At 68.6% G+C, this 21,939-nt stretch carries 25 protein-coding genes; 19 read left to right on the plus strand and 6 right to left on the minus strand.

All coding sequences use genetic code 11. The features are described from left to right. Nucleotides 1-309 precede the first annotated feature (309 nt). On the plus strand, nt 310-2,112 hold the full coding sequence (arc, locus tag ACFVM3_RS23035) for a proteasome ATPase (RefSeq protein ID WP_378441598.1): 1,803 nt from the start codon (nt 310-312) through the stop codon (nt 2,110-2,112). Between the two features lie 54 nt (nt 2,113-2,166). On the opposite strand, the gene ACFVM3_RS23040 is transcribed toward arc, so the two are convergent. Beyond that, entirely contained in the window at nt 2,167-3,078 is a 912-nt protein-coding gene (locus ACFVM3_RS23040; RefSeq protein ID WP_378441600.1) for a DMT family transporter, read from the minus strand. A 142-nt stretch (nt 3,079-3,220) separates the two neighbouring features. Here ACFVM3_RS23040 and ACFVM3_RS23045 point away from each other — a divergent pair, with 142 nt between their 5' ends. Genes ACFVM3_RS23045 through ACFVM3_RS23055 form a run of 3 tightly spaced genes read left to right on the plus strand, consistent with a single transcriptional unit; the run spans nt 3,221 to nt 5,175 of the window. Next, nucleotides 3,221-3,565, plus strand: coding sequence for a hypothetical protein (locus tag ACFVM3_RS23045; protein WP_125678154.1), 345 nt, complete (start codon nt 3,221-3,223; stop codon nt 3,563-3,565). Next, nucleotides 3,562-4,515 (plus strand): aldo/keto reductase, encoded by a 954-nt coding sequence (locus ACFVM3_RS23050; protein ID WP_378441601.1) that lies wholly within the window; start codon nt 3,562-3,564, stop codon nt 4,513-4,515. Before ACFVM3_RS23045 ends, ACFVM3_RS23050 begins: the two co-directional genes overlap by 4 nt. 54 nt (nt 4,516-4,569) lie before the next feature. Beyond that, on the plus strand, nt 4,570-5,175 hold the full coding sequence (locus tag ACFVM3_RS23055; RefSeq protein WP_378441603.1) for a hypothetical protein: 606 nt from the start codon (nt 4,570-4,572) through the stop codon (nt 5,173-5,175). On the opposite strand, the gene ACFVM3_RS23060 is transcribed toward ACFVM3_RS23055, so the two are convergent. Next, complete coding sequence (locus ACFVM3_RS23060) at nt 5,172-5,690, minus strand: NUDIX hydrolase (protein ID WP_378441604.1); 519 nt, start codon at nt 5,688-5,690, stop codon at nt 5,172-5,174. The two genes, ACFVM3_RS23055 and ACFVM3_RS23060, sit on opposite strands and share 4 nt — an antisense overlap. 43 nt (nt 5,691-5,733) lie before the next feature. On the opposite strand from ACFVM3_RS23060, the gene dop reads away from it, so the two are divergent. The 4 genes from dop (at nt 5,734) to prcA (ending at nt 9,253) form a co-directional block, all read left to right on the plus strand. Continuing rightward, a complete protein-coding gene (dop, locus tag ACFVM3_RS23065) occupies nt 5,734-7,236 on the plus strand; it encodes a depupylase/deamidase Dop (RefSeq protein WP_125678146.1) in 1,503 nt (500 codons plus the stop codon). 97 nt (nt 7,237-7,333) lie between these two features. Next, entirely contained in the window at nt 7,334-7,528 is a 195-nt protein-coding gene (locus ACFVM3_RS23070) for a ubiquitin-like protein Pup (RefSeq protein WP_037319666.1), read from the plus strand. A gap of 77 nt (nt 7,529-7,605) precedes the next feature. After that, on the plus strand, nt 7,606-8,442 hold the full coding sequence (prcB, locus tag ACFVM3_RS23075; RefSeq protein WP_378441607.1) for a proteasome subunit beta: 837 nt from the start codon (nt 7,606-7,608) through the stop codon (nt 8,440-8,442). Between the two features lie 52 nt (nt 8,443-8,494). Next, nucleotides 8,495-9,253 (plus strand): proteasome subunit alpha, encoded by a 759-nt coding sequence (gene prcA, locus ACFVM3_RS23080; RefSeq protein WP_378441609.1) that lies wholly within the window; start codon nt 8,495-8,497, stop codon nt 9,251-9,253. A 195-nt stretch (nt 9,254-9,448) separates the two neighbouring features. Here the strand turns inward: prcA and ACFVM3_RS23085 are convergent, their stop codons facing one another. After that, nucleotides 9,449-10,927: a bifunctional phosphatase PAP2/diacylglycerol kinase family protein gene (locus ACFVM3_RS23085; protein ID WP_378441610.1), complete on the minus strand. Its 1,479-nt coding sequence runs from the start codon at nt 10,925-10,927 to the stop codon at nt 9,449-9,451. A gap of 147 nt (nt 10,928-11,074) precedes the next feature. On the opposite strand from ACFVM3_RS23085, the gene pafA reads away from it, so the two are divergent. The 8 genes from pafA to ACFVM3_RS23125 all read left to right on the plus strand — a co-directional run bounded on the left by pafA (nt 11,075) and on the right by ACFVM3_RS23125 (nt 17,312). After that, entirely contained in the window at nt 11,075-12,433 is a 1,359-nt protein-coding gene (gene pafA / locus ACFVM3_RS23090) for a Pup--protein ligase (protein ID WP_007035399.1), read from the plus strand. Between the two features lie 89 nt (nt 12,434-12,522). After that, complete coding sequence (locus ACFVM3_RS23095) at nt 12,523-13,245, plus strand: hypothetical protein (RefSeq protein WP_378441612.1); 723 nt, start codon at nt 12,523-12,525, stop codon at nt 13,243-13,245. After that, nucleotides 13,245-13,568 (plus strand): hypothetical protein, encoded by a 324-nt coding sequence (locus ACFVM3_RS23100; RefSeq protein WP_378441613.1) that lies wholly within the window; start codon nt 13,245-13,247, stop codon nt 13,566-13,568. Before ACFVM3_RS23095 ends, ACFVM3_RS23100 begins: the two co-directional genes overlap by 1 nt. Nucleotides 13,569-13,592: 24 nt before the next feature. Continuing rightward, the gene (locus tag ACFVM3_RS23105; RefSeq protein ID WP_378441615.1) at nt 13,593-14,351 is read left to right on the plus strand and encodes a hypothetical protein; all 759 of its coding nucleotides are present in this window, start codon (nt 13,593-13,595) and stop codon (nt 14,349-14,351) included. Continuing rightward, on the plus strand, nt 14,348-14,908 hold the full coding sequence (locus tag ACFVM3_RS23110; RefSeq protein WP_378441617.1) for a hypothetical protein: 561 nt from the start codon (nt 14,348-14,350) through the stop codon (nt 14,906-14,908). The genes ACFVM3_RS23105 and ACFVM3_RS23110 overlap by 4 nt, the downstream gene beginning before the upstream one ends. Nucleotides 14,909-14,979: 71 nt before the next feature. Continuing rightward, nucleotides 14,980-16,023: a WD40/YVTN/BNR-like repeat-containing protein gene (locus ACFVM3_RS23115; RefSeq protein WP_378441618.1), complete on the plus strand. Its 1,044-nt coding sequence runs from the start codon at nt 14,980-14,982 to the stop codon at nt 16,021-16,023. 12 nt (nt 16,024-16,035) lie between these two features. Continuing rightward, the gene (locus ACFVM3_RS23120; RefSeq protein ID WP_378441620.1) at nt 16,036-16,377 is read left to right on the plus strand and encodes an ArsR/SmtB family transcription factor; all 342 of its coding nucleotides are present in this window, start codon (nt 16,036-16,038) and stop codon (nt 16,375-16,377) included. Between the two features lie 71 nt (nt 16,378-16,448). Next, nucleotides 16,449-17,312 (plus strand): TIGR03620 family F420-dependent LLM class oxidoreductase, encoded by an 864-nt coding sequence (locus ACFVM3_RS23125; protein WP_378441622.1) that lies wholly within the window; start codon nt 16,449-16,451, stop codon nt 17,310-17,312. Here the strand turns inward: ACFVM3_RS23125 and ACFVM3_RS23130 are convergent. From ACFVM3_RS23130 to ACFVM3_RS23140, 3 genes are read right to left on the minus strand one after another with little or no spacing between them, the layout of a single operon-like run. After that, nucleotides 17,309-18,007: an SDR family oxidoreductase gene (locus ACFVM3_RS23130; protein WP_378441624.1), complete on the minus strand. Its 699-nt coding sequence runs from the start codon at nt 18,005-18,007 to the stop codon at nt 17,309-17,311. The two genes, ACFVM3_RS23125 and ACFVM3_RS23130, sit on opposite strands and share 4 nt — an antisense overlap. Continuing rightward, nucleotides 18,004-18,456: an SRPBCC family protein gene (locus tag ACFVM3_RS23135; protein ID WP_378441626.1), complete on the minus strand. Its 453-nt coding sequence runs from the start codon at nt 18,454-18,456 to the stop codon at nt 18,004-18,006. Before ACFVM3_RS23135 ends, ACFVM3_RS23130 begins: the two co-directional genes overlap by 4 nt. 37 nt (nt 18,457-18,493) lie before the next feature. Continuing rightward, nucleotides 18,494-19,432, minus strand: coding sequence for an NADP-dependent oxidoreductase (locus ACFVM3_RS23140; protein WP_378441628.1), 939 nt, complete (start codon nt 19,430-19,432; stop codon nt 18,494-18,496). A 104-nt stretch (nt 19,433-19,536) separates the two neighbouring features. Here ACFVM3_RS23140 and ACFVM3_RS23145 point away from each other — a divergent pair, with 104 nt between their 5' ends. The 3 genes from ACFVM3_RS23145 to ACFVM3_RS23155 are packed head-to-tail and all read left to right on the plus strand — an operon-like array spanning nt 19,537 to nt 21,932. Beyond that, the gene (locus ACFVM3_RS23145) at nt 19,537-19,968 is read left to right on the plus strand and encodes a helix-turn-helix domain-containing protein (RefSeq protein ID WP_340688679.1); all 432 of its coding nucleotides are present in this window, start codon (nt 19,537-19,539) and stop codon (nt 19,966-19,968) included. A 9-nt stretch (nt 19,969-19,977) separates the two neighbouring features. Next, on the plus strand, nt 19,978-20,958 hold the full coding sequence (locus ACFVM3_RS23150) for a helix-turn-helix transcriptional regulator (RefSeq protein WP_378441629.1): 981 nt from the start codon (nt 19,978-19,980) through the stop codon (nt 20,956-20,958). After that, complete coding sequence (locus tag ACFVM3_RS23155) at nt 20,955-21,932, plus strand: helix-turn-helix transcriptional regulator (protein ID WP_378441631.1); 978 nt, start codon at nt 20,955-20,957, stop codon at nt 21,930-21,932. The genes ACFVM3_RS23150 and ACFVM3_RS23155 overlap by 4 nt, the downstream gene beginning before the upstream one ends. The last annotated feature ends 7 nt before the right edge of the window (nt 21,933-21,939 follow it).

The raw sequence follows: 21,939 nt of genomic DNA on the forward strand, positions 1-21,939 counted from the left end.
GCCTCCCCAGCGAACGTCGCCCGATGCTAGCCATCGAGCCGGATCGCCGCTCGATTAGGGCCGAACTGATACCGGAATCCCGTTTGCACCCGGACGGAGCCGGGTATTCCGCCGCAGGTCAGGCCAGGTGGACGGATTGTGACCATGGGAGTGCCGGACCCGGCACCGGGATGGCCCCTTGCGCGGCGTGAACGTACGTGCTGGCGGGTCGTCCGGAACGCGACGCGCCGATCTTGTGATGCGGAAAGGCCTTTTATTGTCGGTGATCGCCGGTACCGTGGAATGAAAAGCACTCCGAGGAGGTGCCCGATGCATCATGACCTTCCCGGAGGTCGGCGCGAGGAGGCCGACCCTTCAGAAACGACCGGAGCTGGAACCACGTCCGACGAGCAGGCACGTCAAATCCGCTTCCTCGAGGAGGAAGTCGCCCTGCTGCGCCGGAAGCTCACCGATTCGCCACGTCAGAACCGAGTGCTGGAGCAGCGACTCGCCGAGGCGTCGGAACGAGTGAGCCAACTCACGGAACGCAACACGAAACTGGTCGAGACGCTCCGCGAGGCGCGTGGCCAGTTGCTCGCGTTGCGAGAGGAGGTCGACAGGCTGGCCCAGCCTCCGAGCGGTTACGGCGTGTTCGTCACCGCGTACGAGGACAACACGGTGGACGTGTTCACCGCGGGCCGCAAGATGCGGGTTTCGGTCTCACCCGCGGTCGAGGTCTCGTCGCTTCAGCGCGGACAGGCGTTGCGGCTCAACGAGGCGCTCACCGTCGTCGAAGGCGGTGACTTCGAGCGGATCGGCGAGGTCTGCGCGCTGCGCGAGGTACTGGCCCCGGACGTCGAGGGCGGCAGCCCCCGCGCGCTCGTGGTCGGGCACGCGGACGAGGAGCGGGTCGTCCTGCTCTCCGATCCGTTGGCCGAACAGCCCCTCAAACCGGGCGATTCCCTGCTGGTGGACTCGAAAGCCGGGTACGCCTACGAACGCGTGCCGAAGGCGGAGGTCGAGGATCTCGTGCTGGAGGAGGTGCCCGACGTCCGGTACGAGGACATCGGTGGCCTCACCCGGCAGATCGAGCAGATCCGCGACGCCGTCGAGCTTCCGTTCCTGCACGCTGATCTCTACCAGGAGTACCAGTTGCGGCCGCCGAAGGGCGTCCTGCTCTACGGGCCTCCTGGCTGCGGTAAGACCCTCATCGCCAAGGCGGTGGCCAACTCGCTCGCCAAGAAGGTCGCGGAAGCCCGCGGCGACAAGGCGGACGGGAAGTCCTACTTCCTGAACATCAAGGGTCCGGAACTGCTGAACAAGTTCGTCGGGGAGACCGAGCGGCATATCCGCCTGATCTTCCAGCGGGCTCGGGAAAAGGCCTCCGAAGGCACCCCGGTGATCGTGTTCTTCGACGAGATGGACTCGATCTTCCGCACCCGCGGTTCCGGCGTGTCCTCCGACGTGGAGACCACGATCGTCCCGCAGCTGCTTTCGGAGATCGACGGTGTGGAAGGCCTGGAGAACGTCATCGTCATCGGCGCCTCCAACCGCGAGGACATGATCGACCCGGCGATCCTGCGGCCGGGCCGGCTCGACGTCAAGATCAAGATCGAGCGTCCGGACGCCGAAGGCGCGAAGGACATCTTCTCCAAGTACCTGTCCGATGGCCTGCCGATCCACGCGGACGACCTCGCCGAGTTCGGCGGGGACCGCAGGGCGACGTTCGACGCGATGATCCAGCACACGGTCGAGCGGATGTACGAGGAGACGGACGAAAACCGGTTCCTCGAGGTCACGTACGCCAACGGTGACAAGGAAGTCCTGTACTTCCGCGACTTCAACTCGGGCGCGATGATCCAGAACATCGTGGACCGGGCGAAGAAATCGGCGATCAAGTCGGTGCTGGAGACCCAGCAGCCCGGCCTGCGCGTGCAGCATCTGCTGGACGCGATCGTCGACGAGTTCGCGGAGAACGAGGACCTGCCCAACACCACCAACCCGGACGACTGGGCCCGGATCTCCGGCAAGAAGGGCGAGCGGATCGTGTACATCCGCACGCTCGTCACCGGCAAGAACCAGGATTCGGGGCGGGCGATCGACACCGCCACGAACACCGGTCAGTACCTGTAGGGCAAGCCGAAAGGGCCCTTCGCCGCAGCACTTGCGGCGAAGGGCCCTTTCGCGTCACGCGGGTACGGGCTCCTGGACCTTCTTCCGCACGCTCAGCCGCCCGTGCGCGGCCAGGATCCCCAAAACGACGAGCAACGCACCGACGGGCTGGTTCCACGCCAGGGGTTCGTCGAGCACGAGGACGCCGAGCAGGACACCCACGACAGGTGTGAGGTAGGTCACGGTCGATGCGTTCGACGCGCCCCACGCCGCGATGATCGAGGCGTTCCACGCGTAGGCGAGTCCGGTGCCCAGCGCTCCGAGCGCGATCATGCTGAGGACGATCGGTGTGTCGAGGCGCACCGGCGTCGTCGCGATGAACGGCGCGAGCGCCAGCATCACGACGGCGCCGCAGCAGACCTGCCCGAGCGCGATGGTGGGCGCGTCGAGGTTCCGCCAGGAGATGAACCGTCGCACGTAGACGAACGAGATGCCGTAACAGGTCGTCGCGCCCAGGCACGCCAGCTGCGCGGTCAGTTCGTGGGAGACGTCGATCCCTTGCCAGACCCCGACGATGGTGAGCACGCCGAGGAAACCGAGGATCAGGCCCGTCGTGCGGGCCTTCGTGAACCGTTCCGACGGCAGGGCCGCGGCGGCGATGAGCATCGTGATCAGCGGGGTCGTCGCGTTGAAGATGCTGGCGAGCCCGGAGGAGATGTACTGCTCGGCCCAGGAGAACAGCAGGAACGGGATGACGCACAGCAGTACGGAGACGACCGCGAGGTGGCCCCAGAGCGCCGGATCGCGGGGGAGCGGCTTACGGCGCCACGCGGCGATGGCGATCAGCGCCAAGGCGCCGAGGCAGACGCGGGAGAGCGCCACCTGGGCCGGCGACAGGCCGGTGAGGCCGACCTTGATGAACAGAAAACTCGCACCCCAGACGACCGCCAGTGCGGCGAACCGGATCGCGATACCGAAACGTCCCAATTGTCTTCTCCTGAATCCTCAAGCCAGGGCTCAGTGAATCTCGGAATCCCGTTGCGCTCCAGCGGTTTTCGGACGATGTGTCCGAAGACTCCCGCGTGGCGGTCACCCGAAACGTCTGTATAACGGCCTATACTCACGGGCTGTGAGCGAATCTTCCGGGCGCCCGCGCGCGCCGATCACCGAAGCCGATGTCCTGGCCTGGCTGGAAACGACGGCCGCCGCCGTACGGGCGGGCGAGGTGAGCGCCCCCGAACTCATCGAGATCCTGGGGGAGTTGCGCCGCGCCTCCGCGGCCTGCGCCGACGCGTCGGACTGGGCGCTGCTCGCCGCCAGGGAAGAGGGTGCCAGCCTCCGTCAGATCGCGCCCGTATTCGGCAAGGGTTACGTTCGGGCTCCGGCGGCGCGCCTCGAAAAGCTCCACCGGCAGGCGCAGAACTCGAGCCAGTGGCTCGCGATCCTCCGCCACAAGAACGAAGGAGCCCGGTGACAGACTCGGAAACCACCGTCGGCGACCGGATCGCCGTCGGACTGGCGGCGCTCGGCAGGCCCGCGTACATCAACCTCGGCCGGGTCGAGGCGCTGCCGCCAGGACGCGGGTTCGAGGCGATGCGAGCGGCGACCTACGACGTCCTGGACGACGCGTACCGCGCGGGCGTCCGCTGGATCGACGTCGCCCGTTCGTATGGTTCTTCGGAGGAGTTCCTCGCCGGCTGGCTCGCCGACCGCGGCCACCCGGACGTCACCGTCTCGAGCAAATGGGGCTACCGCTACGTGGGGGAGTGGAAGCTCGACGCCGAGGTGCACGAGGTCAAGGAGCACACCGCGGCGCGGTTCGCCGAGCAGTGGACCGAATCCGCCGGGCTGCTGGGGAAGGCGATTTCGCTCTACCAGGTCCATTCGCTCACTGTGGACAGTCCACTGTTCACCGACGACCGGCTGATCGGCGCGCTGGCGGAACTCGCCGCGGACGGCGTGCCGGTGGGGTTCTCGACGTCCGGACCGTCGCAGGCCGACGCGATCCGCCGGGCGTTCGAGCTGGAGGTGTCCGGAACGCCGGTCTTCAGCGCGGTGCAGTCGACGTGGAACCTGCTCGAACCGTCCGCCGGTCCGGCACTCGCCGAAGCGCGCGCCGCCGGGAAACGGGTGCTGGTCAAGGAAACCGTCGCGAACGGACGGCTGGTGGTCGAGCCGCCCGCGGCGCTCGCGCGGATCGCGCGGGACCACGGGGCGGGCCCGGACGCGGTGGCCGTCGCGGCGGTGCTGGCGCAGGACTGGCGTCCGATCGCGGTCATCGGCCCGTCGAGCACGGCCCAGCTCGCGGAGAATCTCGTTGCCGCGAAGGTGAAACTCGCCGAAGACGAACTCGCGGAGCTGGCCGCGCTCGCGGAGGAACCGGTCGCCTACTGGCGGCACCGATCCTGCCTCGGCTGGCATTGAGGGGCTGGTCTAGTCTCGCGGCAAACGTCAGGCGGAAGCCGGGGAGGGCTCGGGGTGCGTCATCGGCAGGTGCTCGCGGTGGCGACGGTCGCGCTGTTCGGTCTGTCGGGATGCGCCGACCGTCCCAACGACCTCGACACCTACTACGACGACCCGGCACCGACTCCCGCGGCTGAGCCGTCTCAGCCTTCGGTCAAACCGCAGGCCAACCCGGTGCCGCCGTCGTCGACCCGGCCTCCCGCCCCCGCGGCCGTTTCCGCCGCGTTGCTGACCGACGAGGACGTCGCGGAGGAAGAGGTCGTTCCCGGTGAGGGCAAGGTGTCCGGCTGCCTGACCGGTCTCACGAGGGACACGAGCCGTTCGGCCGCGTGGTCGTACGCCAGTGGCTCGACGCTGGAGCATCAGGTCACCGAGTACACCGACCGTGACGCTTCGGACGTCGTTCTCCGGGCGGACTGCGACGGCAAGAAGCTCACCCTCGCGAAGCAGACCGGCGTCGAGATCCAGCGCGCCTGGTGCGACGGCACGACGTGTACGGTGTTGCTCGCCAAGGGGAAGCTCGTTTCCGCCCTCAGCGTGACCGCCGGAACCGAAGCGAGGGCGACGGAAGCGGCGAAGCGGTTGCTGCCGACCGTCGCGCAGCGCCTCCGTTCGGCCTAGACGGCGTTCTCCCGCCGGAACCATTCCAGCGCACCGAGACGGCCGTCGGGTACGAACGCGCTCGAAGGATCGTCGAGCCACGAGCGCAATTCGTCCAGCGGCAGCCAACGCCCTTCGACGACTTCCGAAGGCTGATGGACGAAAGGGCCGTCCCAGCGTGTTTCGAAGGCGAAGTTGTGGCAGCGGATCGTGTCGTCGTCGGTGACATGGACGAAAAGCGGCCGCAGTTCCACTCCGTGAACACCCAGTTCTTCGGCGAGTTCCCGGCGCGCGCACTCCTCCGGTGTCTCGCCAGCCGCGACGATGCCACCCGCCCAGCAGTCCCAAGTGGAGGGATAGACGTCCTTCGTGGGAGTGCGGAGGTGCACGTAAACGGAGCCGCCGTCACTCGAACGGACCAACACGACACCAGCCGCGTGCCAGAGTCCTTCGGCCCGGACCCGGGAACGCAGGGCCGCTCCCACCACGGTTCCGCCGAGGTCATAGAGCGCAACGAGTTCGTCACTGCCTGACATGGGGGGCATCGTCGCACGGCCTGGACCCCGTAGGGTGGTGGGTATGCGGCGGATCATGGGAACCGAAGTCGAGTACGGCATCGCGGTGCCGGGCGACGCGACGGCGAACCCGGTACTCACCTCGACCCAGGTCGTGCTCGCCTACGCGGCCGCGGCGGACGTCCCGCGGGCCAGGCGGGCGCGATGGGACTACGAGGTGGAATCGCCCCTGCGCGACGCGCGCGGGTTCGATCTGACCGGCCCGAGCGGCCCGGGACACGACCCGGACGTCGAGGACCTCGGCGCGGCGAACGTGATCCTGACCAACGGCGCGCGGCTGTACGTCGACCACGCCCACCCCGAGTACTCCGCGCCCGAGGTGACGAACGCGCGCGACGCGGTCATCTGGGACAAGGCGGGCGAACGGGTCATGGAGGAGGCGGCGCGCAAGGCCGCCACCGTGCCGGGACAGCCGCCGTTGCAGCTGTACAAGAACAACGTCGACGGCAAGGGCGCGAGCTACGGCACGCACGAGAACTACCTGATGCAGCGGTCGACCCCGTTCACCGCGGTGATCGCCGGGCTGACGCCGTTCTTCGCGTCCCGCCAGGTGATCACGGGTTCCGGCCGCGTCGGTGTCGGGCAGCAGAGCGAGGAAGCGGGTTTCCAGCTCTCGCAGCGCTCGGACTACATCGAGGTCGAGGTCGGCCTGGAGACCACGCTCAAACGCGGGATCATCAACACCCGCGACGAGCCGCACGCCGACGCGGACAAGTACCGCCGTCTGCACGTCATCATCGGCGACGCGAACCTGGCCGAGTACTCGACGTACCTCAAGGTCGGCACGACGGCGCTGGTGCTGGACCTGATCGAGGCGGGTATCCGGTTCGACGACCTGAAACTGGACGAGCCGGTGCGGGCCGTGCACCAGATCAGCCACGACCCGACGCTGAAGGCGAAGGTGTCGCTGGCCAACGGGCGCAAGTACACCGGGCTGGACCTCCAGTTCGCCTATCACGAGATCGCGTCGGCGAACCTGGAGCGCACCGGCGCGGACGAGGCCTCCAAGGAGGTCCTGCGGGTCTGGGGCGAGATCCTGGACGCGCTGGCGCGGGACCCCCAGGAATGCGCGGACAGGCTGGACTGGCCGGCGAAGCTGCGGTTGCTCGAGGGCTACCGCGCGCGGGACCAGCTGGCCTGGGGCGCGCCGCGGTTGCGGCTGGTCGACCTGCAGTACTCGGATGTCCGGCTGGACAAGGGCCTGTACAACAGGCTCGTCACCAGGGGTTCGATGAAGCGCCTGGTGACCGAGGAGGAGGTGCTGGAGGCGGTCACGACACCGCCTTCCGACACCAGGGCCTACTTCCGGGGCCGCACGCTGGAGAAGTACGCCAACTCCATCGCCGCGGCGTCGTGGGATTCGGTCATCTTCGACGTCGGCAGGGAATCGCTGGTGCGGATCCCGACGTTGGAGCCGTTGCGGGGCACGAAGGCCCACGTGGGGAAGTTGCTGGACGACTCCGCGACCGCCGAGGAGCTGGTGGAGGCGCTCACCGGTTCGGACTAGCGGGATTTCCTTTCATCGGGGTTAAGCGATCACGGATCCCACGGATTGTCGGGACCGCTGGGTAGGCTAGGAAACATCGGCCACACCGGGAGGCGAGATGGCTCAGGAAAAGATCGAAAAGCACGGCGGCGGCGACTCGGACGAAGAGTTCGAGGACGGCGGTCCGGCGGGTCAGGAACGGCGCGAGAAGCTCGGCGAGGACGTCGACACGATCCTCGACGAGATCGACGACGTGCTCGAGGAGAACGCCGAGGACTTCGTCCGCGCCTACGTGCAAAAGGGCGGCGAGTAACTCGTCTTCCGGCGGCCCCGGGCCGGGGTCGCCTGTGCGGAGCCGGCGGATCACACAGATTGGAACTTTGAGCACGTATGGAACACACCTCGGGTAAGTCGGCGCTGCCCGCCGCGTACTTCTCGTCGGCGACCTCGTCGTTCTCGGACTTCCTCCGGGCGCAGGCGCCCGAGCTGCTCCCGGAGCGGCGCGTCTCGACCGGGGCGGGCGGGCTGGACGCCCCGCACGGGACGACGATCGTCGCGGTCAAGTTCGCGGGCGGGGTGCTGATCGCCGGTGACCGGCGGGCCACGTCGGGCAACCTGATCGCTTCGCGCGACATGGAGAAGGTCCACGTCACCGACGAGTACTCGGCCGTGGGCATCGCGGGTTCGGCCGGGCTGGCGATCGAGATGGTGCGGCTGTACGCGGTCGAACTGGCGCATTACGAGAAGATCGAGGGTGTTTCGCTCTCGCTCGACGGTAAGACGAACAAGCTCGCGGGGCTGGTGAAGTCCAACCTCGAGATGGCGATGGCGGGGTTGGCCGTGCTGCCGTTGTTCGTCGGGTACGACCTCGACGCCGAGGACGCGAAGCACGCGGGCCGGATCGTCTCGTACGACGCGACGGGCGGCCGCTACGAGGAGAACGCGGGCTACCACGCCATCGGCTCGGGTTCGCTGTTCGCGAAGGGCTCGCTGAAGAAGCTGTACGACCCGGACGCGGACGCCGAAGCCGCGATCCGGACGGCGGTGGAGGCGCTGTACGACGCGGCGGACGACGACACCGCGACCGGCGGGCCGGATCTGGTGCGCCGGATCTTCCCGACGATCGTGACGGTCACCGCGGAGCAGGGTGCGGTGGCGCTGCCGCTCGAGCAGACGACAGCGGTGGCCGAGGCCGTCGTGGCCGCACGAGCCGAGCGCGGGCGCTAGCCGTCCTTCCCTGTCCCTTCCCGATGAGAGCCCGAAAGAGCGGAGCACCACAGTGACGATGCCGTTGTACGCCTCTCCCGAGCAGCTGATGCGGGAGCGTTCCGAGATCGCGCGCAAGGGCATCGCGCGTGGCCGGAGCGTGGTCGTGCTCAAGTACCGCGGTGGCGTGCTGTTCGTGGCCGAGAACCCCTCGGCGACGTTGCACAAGGTGTCGGAGATCTACGACCGGATCGGTTTCGCGGCCGTTGGCCGCTACAGCGAGTTCGAAAACCTCCGTGTCGCCGGTATCCGGCACGCGGACCTGAAGGGCTACCAGTACGACCGGCGGGACGTCAGCGCGCGTGCGCTGGCGAACGCGTACGCCGCGACGCTGGGCAGCATCTTCACCGAGCAGCTCAAGCCGTTCGAGGTGGAGGTCTGCGTCGCCGAGGTCGGCGCGACCGCCGCCGAGGACCAGCTGTACCGGCTGACCTACGACGGTTCGATCTTCGACGAGCCGAAGTTCGTCGTGATGGGCGGTCAGGCCGACACGCTCACCACGAAGCTCAAGGAGAGCTTCGAGTCGGACATGGAGCTGGAAGCGGCGCTCGGCGTCGCGGTAAAGGCCTTGCGCGCCAACACCCCCACGCCCACGAACGGCGACTCGGACCCGGTGAAGCTCGAGGTCGCCGTCCTGGAGCGGGACCGGCGCGGCCGCAAGTTCCGCCGGGTCGCCGGTGCCGCGCTGGACGCGCTGCTGCCCGCCGACGAGGAGCCGGAGAAGGACGACGCCGACGGCGACAAGCCCGACGGTGAGTCCAAGAAGGACTGAGTCTCTCGCGAAGTACGTGAAGGCCCCCTTCATTGCGCTAGACGCAATAAAGGGGGCCTTCACGTACTTGCGGATCGCGTTGTCTCGCGGCCTTTCGCGGTCCCATCCCCGCTGACGTTGCGAAAGTGGCTTTCGCAACCCTGCCACCTTCGCCTTACCCCTCAGTACACAGTGGACGCGGCCGCCGGAAAGCGCCTAGAGCCGGTAGATGGTGAGCGCGCTGGGCCGCGACCGGAAGCGGAAGTCGTTGCCGAGCGGGCCGACCTCGCCGTCGGTGGCGACGCGGCGGTTGCCGTTCAGCAGCCGGACGTGCAGCTCCGGAACGTCGAGTTCCTGGTAGACGTGGCTGGCGTTGAGGCTGTTCGTGATCGTGGCGAGGATGAACCGCGCCCGCGAGTAAGGCACATCCGCGCGCAGGTACCGGACGTCGAGAAGGCCGGTGTCGAGCGCCGGGCGGCGTGAGGGGGCGAAACCCTTCGGCGAGTAGGTGCCGTTCCCGACGAACAGCAGCCAAATGCTGGTGTGCTTGCCGTTGAGGGTCACTTCGAGCGGCTTCGCGCGTCGGAGGGTGCGGGCGAGCGCGATCGCCGCCGACGGCCATTTGGGATGCCGCTTCTGCAGCCTTTCCCGGATCCGGACCATTTCCGGGTAGCCGCCGAGGCTGGCCGTGTTGACGAAGTAGCGGTGGTCGTCGTCGTGGTTGATCTCGACCTCGCCGAGGTCGACGCCGACGGCGTTGCCCGCTTCGGTGGCGGCGTCCGCGTCGGGCATCGAGCGCATGCCGACGTCACGGGCGAAGTGGTTGAGGGTGCCCGCCGGGATGAGCGCGAGCGGCAGGTCGTGGTCGGCCGCGACGGCCGCCACCGCGGCGACCGTTCCGTCACCGCCGGCGACACCGAGCGCGCGCACGGTGTTGTCCCGGGCGGCGATCTCGTCGCAGAGCTGATCGCGAAGGTCACGCTTCGCGTCCGGGTACAGGATGGTGGCCTTGGGCCAGGCGAACCGGGCTTCCTCGGTCGGATCCTGGCCGTCGATCCCGGAATGCGGGTTGACCAGGACGAGCATGTCCTCGCCGTCACGCATCTCGGGCGCCTCGGCGGTGTGCGCGGTGCGGCCGGGGACGTCGTCGTTGAGCGGCCACCAGTGCCGCGTCAGCAGGCCGGCGCCGACACCGATCCCGATCCCCACCCCGACGTCGCTGGGCCAGTGGACGCCGGTGTGGACCCGGGAATAGGCGACGGCGGCGGCCAGCGGTACGAGGGCGGCGCCTGCCTTGGGCGATTCCATCGCGACGGCCGTGACGAAGGCGGCCGCGGACGCCGAGTGCCCGGACGGGAACGACGACGAGGTGGGCCGCCGGACGAGCCGCCGGTGCATCGGCACCTCTTCGGCCGCGGGGCGGCGGCGGGGGAACAGCGGCTTGCCGACCAGGTTCGCCGCCGCGCTGGCCCCGGCGATGGCGGCCACGCCGCGGAGCGCGCCCCGGCGCGTCGGCCCCTTCTTCGCCGCGAGCAGGACCGCGACACACCACCAAAGCTTGGATTTGTCCGCACTTTTGGAGAGCGAGGTGATCACGTCGTCGGCCCTGGTCCTCGGCAGGGCGGCACTCCGGGCCATCAGCCGCCGATCGGTCCGCCCGACCTTGCGGAAAGGGCGCTTGAGCTGCTTTAACACGGGTTCCCCACTTCCGGCCCGGAACGTCATGCGCGTGAGACCCGATCGGGACGTCCCGCACACCTTTCACCGAATGCAACGTACCGACCGCGTGTCGCCGCCCGAACGGCGCACCTTCAGTGGGTCTTCACCGCCTACTCTGGTGGGATGCAGCGGCGGATCTTTGGCATCGAGACCGAGTTCGGGGTCACGTGCACCTTTCACGGGCAACGCAGGCTCTCCCCGGACGAAGTGGCGCGTTACCTGTTTCGGCGTGTCGTGTCCTGGGGGCGTTCGTCGAACGTCTTCCTGTCGAACGGCTCGCGGCTCTACCTCGACGTGGGTTCCCACCCCGAGTACGCGACGGCCGAATGCGACGACCTCGTCCAGCTCGTCACGCACGACAAGGCGGGGGAGCGGATCCTCGAGGACCTCCTGGTCGACGCCGAGCGCCGGCTGGCGGACGAGGGCATCGGCGGCGACATCTTCCTGTTCAAGAACAACACCGACTCGGCGGGCAACTCCTACGGCTGCCACGAGAACTACCTGGTGACCCGGGCGGGTGAGTTCTCCCGGATCGCCGACGTGCTGCTGCCGTTCCTGGTGACCCGGCAGCTCATCTGCGGCGCCGGCAAGGTGCTGCAGACGCCACGCGGCGCCGTGTACTGCCTGTCCCAGCGAGCGGAACACATCTGGGAAGGCGTCTCCAGCGCCACCACGCGTTCGCGGCCGATCATCAACACCCGCGACGAGCCGCACGCCGACGCCGAACGCTACCGGCGCCTGCACGTGATCGTCGGCGACTCGAACATGGCCGAGCCGACCACGATGCTCAAGGTCGGATCGGCGAACCTGGTGCTGGAGATGATCGAAGCGGGCGTCCAGTTCCGCGACTTCACGCTGGACAACCCGATAAGGGCCATCCGCGAGATCAGCCACGACCTCACCGGCCGCCGCCAGGTGCGGCTCGCCGGCGGCCGCGAGGCGTCCGCGCTGGACATCCAGCGCGAGTACCACGCCCGCGCCGTCCAGCACGTCAAGGAGACCGGTTCGTCGCCGCAGTCCGAGCGCGTCGTCGAGCTGTGGGGCCGGGCGCTGGAGGCGGTCGAGCAGCAGGACTTCAGCAAGATCGACACCGAGATCGACTGGGCGATCAAGCACCGCCTGGTCGAGCGCTACCGCAACAAGCACGACCTCGACCTGTCGAGCCCGCGGATCGCGCAGCTCGACCTGGCCTACCACGACATCCGGCGCGGGCGGGGCATCTTCGATCTGCTGCAGCGGAAGGGGCTCGTGCGGCGGGTCACCGACGACGGCGAGATCGAGCTGGCCAAGGACACCCCGCCGCAGACCACCCGGGCGAAGCTGCGCGGCGACTTCATCGCCGCCGCGCAGGCCGCCGGGCGTGACTTCACCGTGGACTGGGTGCACCTCAAGCTCAACGACCAGGCGCAGCGGACCGTGCTGTGCAAGGACCCGTTCCGCTCGGTGGACGAGCGCGTCGAGCGGCTGATCAGCTCACTCTGAGTCCACGCCCGGCTCAGAACCGGCGACACGCGATCGTCACTCCAGGTACCGTGGGGGTCGCTGTGGGTTCTGAGCCGGGGAGGGCGAAGATGGACGACGAGCGATGGGCGTTCGAAGAGGAACTGGAAGAGGACGGTGATCCACCGAGGTCGTCTGTCGCTGAACCGGTTCCAGCGGCAGACCGGATCTCGGGGCGGGATCAGGACGGCGTCGTCATCGTGGTCGTGTCACCGGCCGCCGACGTGCTGTCTGTGGAGCTCTCGACAGATTGGAAGCAAGCGGTCGACCCGCGCGGACTTCCCAGCGCCGTGACTGCGGCGGCGAACGCCGCCACCATAAGTGCCCTGGCTCGGCAGGTGGATGACGTGGCCGAGAACCCGCCTGCCATGCCCACCTTCGGCGCGACTCCCGCGTCCCTCGCCGACGAGTCGCCCCTCGGCGTGCAAGACATGCTTCGCCTCGTGGACGCCGCGACCGCCGAGTTGGCACAGTTCACTCAGCGAGCCGCCGAGGTCGTCGACCGCCGCATCGCCGCGGAAAGCGGTGGCGGCCATGTCCGCGGCTCGGTGGTCAATGGGCAGATCGTCGACGTGGAAATCGACCAGTCCTGGGTGACGCGAGTGCGGACAGGCGAGATCGAGAGTGAACTCCTCGACGTGCTCCGTCAGCTTCGCAGGGCTAGTACCCCACCGAACCTAGTCGAGGGCCCACAAGGTCCCGCAATCGCCGAGATCATGGGGCTGCTCTTCGACCCGCGCCGGATGGCGCGTCGGGTCGGTCTCGAACCGTCGATCAGTACGGAGAAGCCGTAATGGCGGACGCCTACGACATCGCCCTGGCGCTGGACGCCCTACGGTCGGACGCGGACGTGTGGGACAGGGCCGCGGACGATCTCGCCGCTCCTCGTGGGGCGATCGATTCGCTCGGCTTGACGCCACGTGACGTCATGTCCTACGCGGCGGCGAAGGGACTCGACAAGCAGTACAACCAGGCCGTCGCCCTCATCCAGAACATGATCGACCAGGCCGGAAGCAACTTCCGCGCACTGTCCACCTCCTTGCGCGCGGCCGCCGATCGGTATGCCCACGACGAGGACCAGCACGTGCTCGACATCGATCGTGCTGGCCGCGGCTAGCGACACATCCGAGGGGAATCCACCATGACGGCCGCTGGAGCGAATCCGGTCATCGACCAGTCGATGGACAAGCTTCGGGAAATCGAAGACAAGATCCGTAAGCTGTTCGACCAGGTGAACAGCGTGATGAGCTGGGTGCCGGACGTCCTCTCGGATCTGATCGAGCCTGTCCGCCGGGTCATGAACGAGCTCAACCAGAAGGTGACGGAGTTATGGGACGCGACCAAGAATTTCGTCACGGACCGTGGAGATCCCGCCAAGCTGAGGCAAGTGGCCGCCGAGTGGTCGGATCGGATCGGTAGCAGTATCGGCGAGATCGCCGGTTCGGTATCGCTGGACAAGCTCAAAACGAACATCGAATGGAGTGGCAAGGCGGCCGAGACGTACAAGGTCACGGTGCCCGCCCAGGTCGCGGGGCTGAACTCACTCAAGGATCTGGGGCTACAGATCCGGAACTCGCTCGTCAACCTCGCCAATGGCCTCGAAAGTTTCTGGACTCAGATTTATGGAACTCTCGCGGCCTTGGGCATCGCTGTCGCTGCGGCCGTCGTCAGTGCCATCAGCGTGATCGGCATCCCGGCCGCGATCGTGATCCTCATCGGCGCGATCGGCGCCGGCATCGCGTCGATCTTCACCACCATCAGCGCAGTGGATTCACTCACTAACAGTATCGGCGTGGAACAAACCGCGATTCAGGACAAGGTGAATTCTCTCGGTGCCACGTGGCCCAAGACCAACACGGAATCGATGTCGCACCCGACGGACTGGAAGCGGCAACCGTGACCTACCCGACCGTATGGCCGAGGGAGCCCGATCGTCGTCTCCCGCCCGCGATGATCGGCACGATCCGCGAGGTCACCACCAGTCTCGGGATCGGAACGGGTGCCGTCGGCCTGGCCATGGTGGTGGTCATCCAGATCGTGGGACGGATTCTTCCGACAGCGACTGATGGTGCGAATGTCGTCACCATGGGGATGGCCACTTTCGCGGCCGGTGCGTTGCTGTTGTCGGGAATCGCCATGGTGATTTCCCGGACGCTCGTGAAAACCGGATCTGTCAAGACGAAAGGCGCCATCCTCGTGCGAGGAGTCGAGGTGGGGTTGGGCGGTGGTGCTCTTTTCGCGACGGTGATCTTCTTGGTCTTTTATCTCTCGGGTGTCGCTGCGTCCGGTCGATACGACCCTCAAGACAAGATCGACGTGACGCCCGGAATGGTGATGTACACGCTCCTGCCGGTGCTCGCCCTGATTCTCACGATCGTCAACGCCGTCGTCGCTCACCGGTTGTTCTTTCCGACCGTCGAAAAGGTCCAGAAGCACCTTGCGCGGGAGGCTGGCTGACTCTGGTCTCGCCACGTCGCCGTAGCGAGGCTAGGGTTGCTCGCTCGGGTCTTCGAGGGAGAGGTGCGCCGATGCGCCGTGCGTTGCTGGTCCTGCTGGGTGCGGTCGTCCCGCTGGCGTTCACCGGCGTCGCGCACGCCGCACCGGAATGTCCGGAGCCCGCGTGGACGGAGACTCCGACGGGCACGGGCGCCCAGCTGCGCGGCCTGTCCGCGGTGGATTCCCGTACGGCGTGGGTCAGCGGCAGCAGGGGCACCATCCTGCGCACCACCGACCGCGGCCGCACGTGGAAGCCCGTCGCCCCGGCGGGCACCGAGGCTCTCGACTTCCGGGACATCGAAGCTTTCGACGCCGATCACGCGGTCGCGCTGTCGATCGGCCCCGGCGAGGCGTCCCGGATCTACCGCACCGACGACGGCGGCGAGAGCTGGCGACTGTCCTTCCGGAACAGCGACCCCGCCGCCTTCTACGACTGTGTCGCGTTCTTCGACCACCGGCGCGGTCTCGCGATGAGCGACCCGGTGGACGGCAAGTTCCGGTTGCAGTCCACTTCGGACGGCGGCCGCACGTGGAAGCCCGTTCCCGCCGAGGGAATGGTCCCCGCGCTCGACGGCGAGTTCGGGTTCGCCGCCAGCGGTCAGTGCCTCACCACATCGGGCCCGCGCGACGCCTGGATCGCCACTGGTGGCGGCGCTCGCGCACGGGTCCTGCACTCCGGCGACGGCGGGATGACCTGGGAAGCCGCCGACACCCCGTTGCCCAGTGGTGCCTCCGCCGGGGTCTTTTCGGTGACGTTCCGGGATCCGCGGCACGGCGTGGCCATCGGCGGCTACTACGCGGCGCCGAACGCGCCTGGTCCGGCGGTGGCGCTCAGCGCCGACAGGGGGCGCACTTGGCGGACACCGCCCGAGGCCCCGGTCGGCTACCGCTCAGGCCTGGCTTGGCTGGGGAACACCGTGATCGCCGTCGGCCCGGGCGGGAGCGATCTGAGCCCGGACGGCGGGCGGCACTGGAAGTCGTTCGACACCGGATCGCTCGACTCGGTCGACTGCGCTCGCGGCGCGTGCTGGGCGAGTGGGGCCAACGGCAGGGCCGCGCGGCTCGGAAACGCCTAAGCTCGAAGGACCATGACCACACAAGCCGAACCAGTCCCGGAGACCACCGATCATCTGGTCGAGGTGCTGAAGGCGCTCGCCAACCCGATCCGGCTCCAGGTGCTCGGGTGGCTGCGCGAACCGGACCGGCACTTCCCGCCGGAGGACGCGATCGCCGACCAGAACGAGGTCGGAGTCTGCGTCAGTCATCTCCAGGCGAAGCTGGGGCTCGCGCAGTCCACGGTGTCCGCGTACATGGCGCTGTTGCAGCGCGCCGGGCTCGTCCGGTCCACGCGGGTGGGCAAGTGGACGCATTATCGCCGCGACGAGCAGCGGATCGCGCAGCTCGTCGACCTGCTCGGACGCTCCATCTGAGCCCGGCCGGGTCCAACATATCGAAAATCTGCGATACTGCGATATGTTGGACCCGACTTGAGGAGAGACAGATGGAACTGGGGCGTTTCGGGATCTGGACGTTCGACTTCGAGGATCAGCCCGCGAGCCTGATCCGGGATTCGGTGCGAGAACTGGAAGAACTCGGCTGGCCGGCGATCTGGATCCCGGAACGGGACGGGCGTGAGGCCCTGACCCACGCCGGATTCCTGCTCGCGTCCACCGAGCGGATGGCCGTGGTCAACGGGATCGCGCGCATCGACTCCCGTGGACCGCGCTGGGCCCGTGGCGCGGCGCTCCTGCTCGCCGACGCGTATCCGGGACGGCATGTCCTCGGCCTGGGCTTCGGTGGCGCGCGTCCCGGCGTCAAACCGCTGGCGGCGATGAACGCCTACCTCGACGAATTCGAGACGATCACCAACGGGAATCCGCCGCCGGCCGAGCCGATCCGGCTGCTGCTGGCGGCGTACGGGCCGAAGATGATCGGGCTCGCCCGCGACCGGTCCGAGGGCGCGCACACCTACCACGTGACGGTGTCGCATACCGCACAGGCGCGGGAAGTGCTGGGGGAGAAGGCCTTCCTCGGCGTCGAGCACGCCGTGCTGTTCGAAACCGAGCCGGGCAAGGCGCGTGAGATCGCCCGCGAGCATTTGCACGGCTACCTGACGTCGGAGTACAACGTGGCGAAGTTTCTTCGGCTCGGCTACACCGAAGCCGACATCGACGGCGGCCGAGGCAGTGACCGGCTCGTCGACGACCTCGTGTTCTGGGGTGACCTCGACACCGTGACCGCGAAGCTGCACGGCCACCTCGACGCGGGCGCCGACCACGTCGGCGTCCAGGTCATCGGCGTCGAACCCGGTGAATCGGCCATGCCGCACTGGCGGCGGCTGGCCGAGTCGCTGCTGCCGAGCTAGCGGACCTGCCCGGTCGGGCGGACCACGATCTCGTTGACGTCGACCGAGGGCGGCTGCTCCAGCGCGAAGAGCACCGCCCTCGCGACGTCGTCGGGTTCCAGTTTCGGTTTGGCTTTCGAGCCTTCGGGGATCATCGAGGTGTCGACCAGTCCTGGCTGCACGACGGTGACCCGGACGCCGGTGCCGACGGCCTCCTCGCGGATGGACCCCGCGAGCCCGGTCACCGCCCATTTCGTCGCCGAATAGAGGTTCCCTGGCCGGTGATAGCGTCCGGCGACCGAACCGGTGAGCACCAGGTGCCCCTGGGAATCCGCCAGTGACGGAAGGGTCGCCCGCGCGGTGAGAGCGGTGCCGTAGACGTTCGTCAGCACCATGTCCCGCCACTGCTCAGGGTCCGCGCCGCCGTCACCGAAGAACGAGACGACGACGCTTTGTCCCGCGTTGGCGAACACCGCGTCCAGCCCGCCGAAGGTGTTCTTCACCGTCTCGACGGCCGCGGCCAGTGATCCCCAATCGGTGACGTCCGCCGCGACCGCGAGGGCGCGCTCCTCGCCGAACTCGGCGACGAGCGGAAGCAGCGCCTCGCGGTCGCGGGAGAGCAACGCCAGCCGGAACCCGGCCGCCGCGGCCCGGCGCGCGGTGGCCTCGCCGAGGCCGCGGGAAGCGCCGGTGATCAGCAGTACTCGATCGTTCATGACTCCAAACTAGGCGGCGTGTAGCCGTCCCATTCGGGCACCGGTTCGCCGGCGAGTGAAGCGCCCAACCGGTCGAGGTAGAAGTGCCAGCCCTTGGCGATGTCCGAGGTGTCCCAGTCGGGTTTGGGCATCCGGTGCACGAAGTCGAGCACCGTTCCCTCGCCGCGCGGGGTGAGGGTCAGCTCCACCCGCCAGGTCGGCTCGCCGGTGTTGTGCAGATCCATGGCCAGCCGTTTCGGTGGAACGCATTCGCGGATGACGGCGGGACCCGGCTCGGAGCCTTCTTCGGCGGTCATCGACAACATGATCGTGTTGCCGACTCCGGTTTCGCCCGTCCAGGTGCCGATCCAGCGGGCCGTGCGCTCGGGATCGGTGAGCGCCGACCAGACGTCCTCGATGGGGTCCGGGTATTCGCGCCGGAGTTCGATCCGGGTCTCCTCGTTGTCCATGATGCGAAGATAACCGTAGGCTTAATTAAGCGTCAACTTATTCCTTGGTCAGGACGAGCCGCCCGCGGAGTCCGCCCTCCGCCAGGCGTTCGTGTGCTTTCACCGCCTCGGCCAAGGGCAAGGTGTCGGCGACCCGGAGGGCGAGCGCGCCGTCGTCGACCAAGGTCACCAGCCCGGCGAGCGCCGCGCCGTCGGCGGCTATCCAGACGTGCTCGACCTTGATGCCCCGCAGCGGGATCGGGGCGGCTCCGGCCGCGAACACGACGAACCGGCCGCGGTTCGCCACCGCGTCCAACGCGTCGAGCCCGAGTAGTGCCGTGTCGAGTACCGCGTCGACGCCGCCGGGGATCACCGCCCGCACGCGATCGGCGAGGAAATCGCCACGTGGCACGAAAACCTCCGCGCCGAACCCGCGAACCAGCGTCTCGTCGGCCGCGCCGGCGACGGCCACCACGCGAAAACCGCGAGCCTTCGCCAAGGAAACCGCGTAGCCGCCGACGGCTCCCGCCGCGCCGGTCACCAGGACCGTCGCACCCGGTGGCAGGTCGAGCAGATCGAGGGCCTGGACCGCGGTGAGACCGTTCAACGGCAACGTCGCGGCCTCCGCGAGCGACACCGTCCGCGGGGCGGCGGCGATCGCGCCCGCGTCGAGTACGACGAAATCGGCATACGTGCCGAGCGCGGCCGACGGCCGGTCCAGCAGGCCGATCACGCTGTCGCCCGCGGCGAATCCGGTGACGCCGTCGCCCACGGCGTCGACGGTCCCGGCCACGTCCCAGCCGATCCCGACCCGCTCACGCGGCGGGATGATCGCCGCCTCGGTCAGGAAACCCGTCCGGGTCCCGGCATCGACCGGGTTGACCCCGGCCGCTGCCACCTTCACTCGTACCTGCCCTGGCCCCGGCACGGGCACCGGGACTTCGGCGAACTCCAGGACTTCCGGGCCGCCGAACCGGCGGACCACCACTGCACGCATCGTTCTCCTCCAGGGGAATCGTTCCCGGCGAACGTATGGGGAGTTACTCTCCTTCGGGAAGTACGCACCTCGAGGTGCCCAACCCACGCGGAGGTACGCGCACCGTGGTCACGCGCACGGCACAGGAACGCCGGGACGAACAGAAACGGGCTTACGACGCCTATCTCGCGGCCTGCCCCGCCCGGAAACTGCTCGACGAGGTCTCGGGCAAATGGGTCAGCCTCGTCCTCGTCGCCCTCGGCGACGGGCCCCAGCGCTACAGCGACCTCTCGCGCCGGATAGCCGGGGTCAGCCAGAAGATGCTCACGCAGACCCTGCGGACCCTGGAGCGCGACGGCCTCCTGACCCGCACGGTCACCCCGTGCGTGCCGGTCCGCGTGGACTACGAACTGACCGAACTCGGCCGGAGCCTCCGGCAGTTGCTGGCCGGGATCAAGGAATGGGCCGAGACCAGGTTCGACGAGGTCGAGACCGCCAGGGATCGTTACGACGCGCGATCGGCGGCTCTCACCATCGGGTCGGACGGCGCGGGCTAGGGTAGCCGGGTGTCCACCGCACGCGCCGAACGTCTGGTCAACCTGGTTCTGGCCCTCCTGTCCACCCGGCAGTACCTCACCGCCGAGCGGATCCGGGGCATCGTGCCCGGGTACGCCGACGCGGCCAGCGACGAGGCGTACTTCCGCATGTTCGAGCGCGACAAGACCGAACTGCGCGAACTCGGCATCCCGCTGGAGACCGGCCGCAACTCCGCGTTCGACGCGATCGACGGTTACCGCATCGCGCGCCGCGACTACGAACTCGGCGAGATCGACCTCGCGCCCGACGAGGCGACCGCGGTTGGTCTGGCTGTCCGGCTCTGGGATTCCCCCGAGCTGACCGGTGAGGCGCAGGGTGCGCTGGTGAAACTCCGCGCCGCCGGGGTCGAGGTCGACGACCACGCCCCGACCGTCGTCGAACCCCGCGTCCGCGCCGAACCGGCGTTCGGTCCGCTGCTCGCCGCCGTCCAAGCCGGGCAGGCGGTGCGTTTCGAGTACCGCCGCAGTGGTTCGGCCGAACGCAAGATCCGCACCCTCGAACCGTGGGGCGTGGTGTCGTGGAAGGGCCGCTGGTACGTAGTCGGGCACGACAGGGACCGGGGCGCGCCCCGGTGCTTCCGCCTCTCGCGGGTGACCGGGAAGGTCGCCGCCTTCGGGGAAACCGGCGTCGTCGAACGCCCCGAAGGGGTCAACCTGCTGCGGATGGTCTCCGCCAGCATTGGCGAGGACCCGTCCGCGCCGACCACCGCCAGTGTCTGGGTCGCCGACGGGCGGGCCGCCGGGGTCCGCCGCCGCGGCCGGGTGGTCGGCCGCAGCGACGCCGGGGGAGAAGAGGGCGACCTCGTGGAGATCGAGCTGTACTACCCCGAATCCGCCGCCGACTGGCTGACCGCGCACGGGCCGGACGTCCTCGTCCTCGAACCCGACGTGCTCGCGAAGTCGGTCTTCAGCCGCCTCGAAGCCATCGCGCACGCCGGCGGTGCCCGATGAGCACCACCGGACGGATGCCGCGGCTGCTCGCGCTCGTGCCGTATCTCCTCGCCCGGCCGGGGATCAAGATCGACGACGCCGCCCACGACTTCGACGTCACGCCCAAGCAGCTGCGCAAGGACCTCGAACTGCTGTGGATGTGCGGGCTGCCCGGCTACGGCCCCGGTGACCTGATCGACCTGTCCTTCGAGGGCGACACGATCGTCGTCACGCACGACGCCGGGATGAACCGCCCGCTGCGGCTCACCGGCGGCGAGGCGACGGCCATGCTCGTCGCGTTGCGCGCGTTGGCCGAGACGCCCGGAGTGGTCGACGCCGACGCGGTCCGCCGCGCCATCGCGAAGATCGAGGTCGCCGCGGGGCAGGCCCAACCGTCGGGGATCGTCGTCGGCGGGGGAGTGCGCGAAGGCAAGAAGACCGCAGGCACTCGCGAAGCCGTCCGGGCCGCTCTCACCGCGAAGCGCGCGTTGCGGATCCGGTACTACACCGCGTCGAAGGACGAGATCACCGAACGCACCGTCGATCCGATGCGGCTGCTCATCGTCCAGGCGGTCGGCTACCTCGAAGCGTGGTGCCGCCGCGCCGAGGGTGTCCGGCTGTTCCGCCTCGACCGGATCGACGAGCTCACCGTGCTGGACGAACCCGCCGTCCCGCCGGCGCACGCCCAGCCCACTGACATTTCCGATGGTGTTTTCCGCCCGCGCCCCGATCAGCAGGAAGCCGTCCTCGTCCTCGACCCCGACGCACGCTGGGTAGCCGAGTACTACCCCTGCGAGGAGCTCGACGAGCTCGACGGCGGGCGGCTGCGCATCCGGATGCGGTACGCCGACGAGTCGTGGATGGTCCGGCTCATCCTGGGGCTGGGCGGAGACGCGCAGGTCGAAAGCCCGGTCGCGCTCGGAGAGGCAGTTCGTCGCCGGGCGGCCGACGCGCTGGCCCGGGCTCGTCACCTAACGTCAACCTACGAGCAGTAGGGTGACG

The organism is Amycolatopsis sp. NPDC057786 (assembly GCF_042797905.1).
Taxonomy (GTDB): domain Bacteria; phylum Actinomycetota; class Actinomycetes; order Mycobacteriales; family Pseudonocardiaceae; genus Amycolatopsis.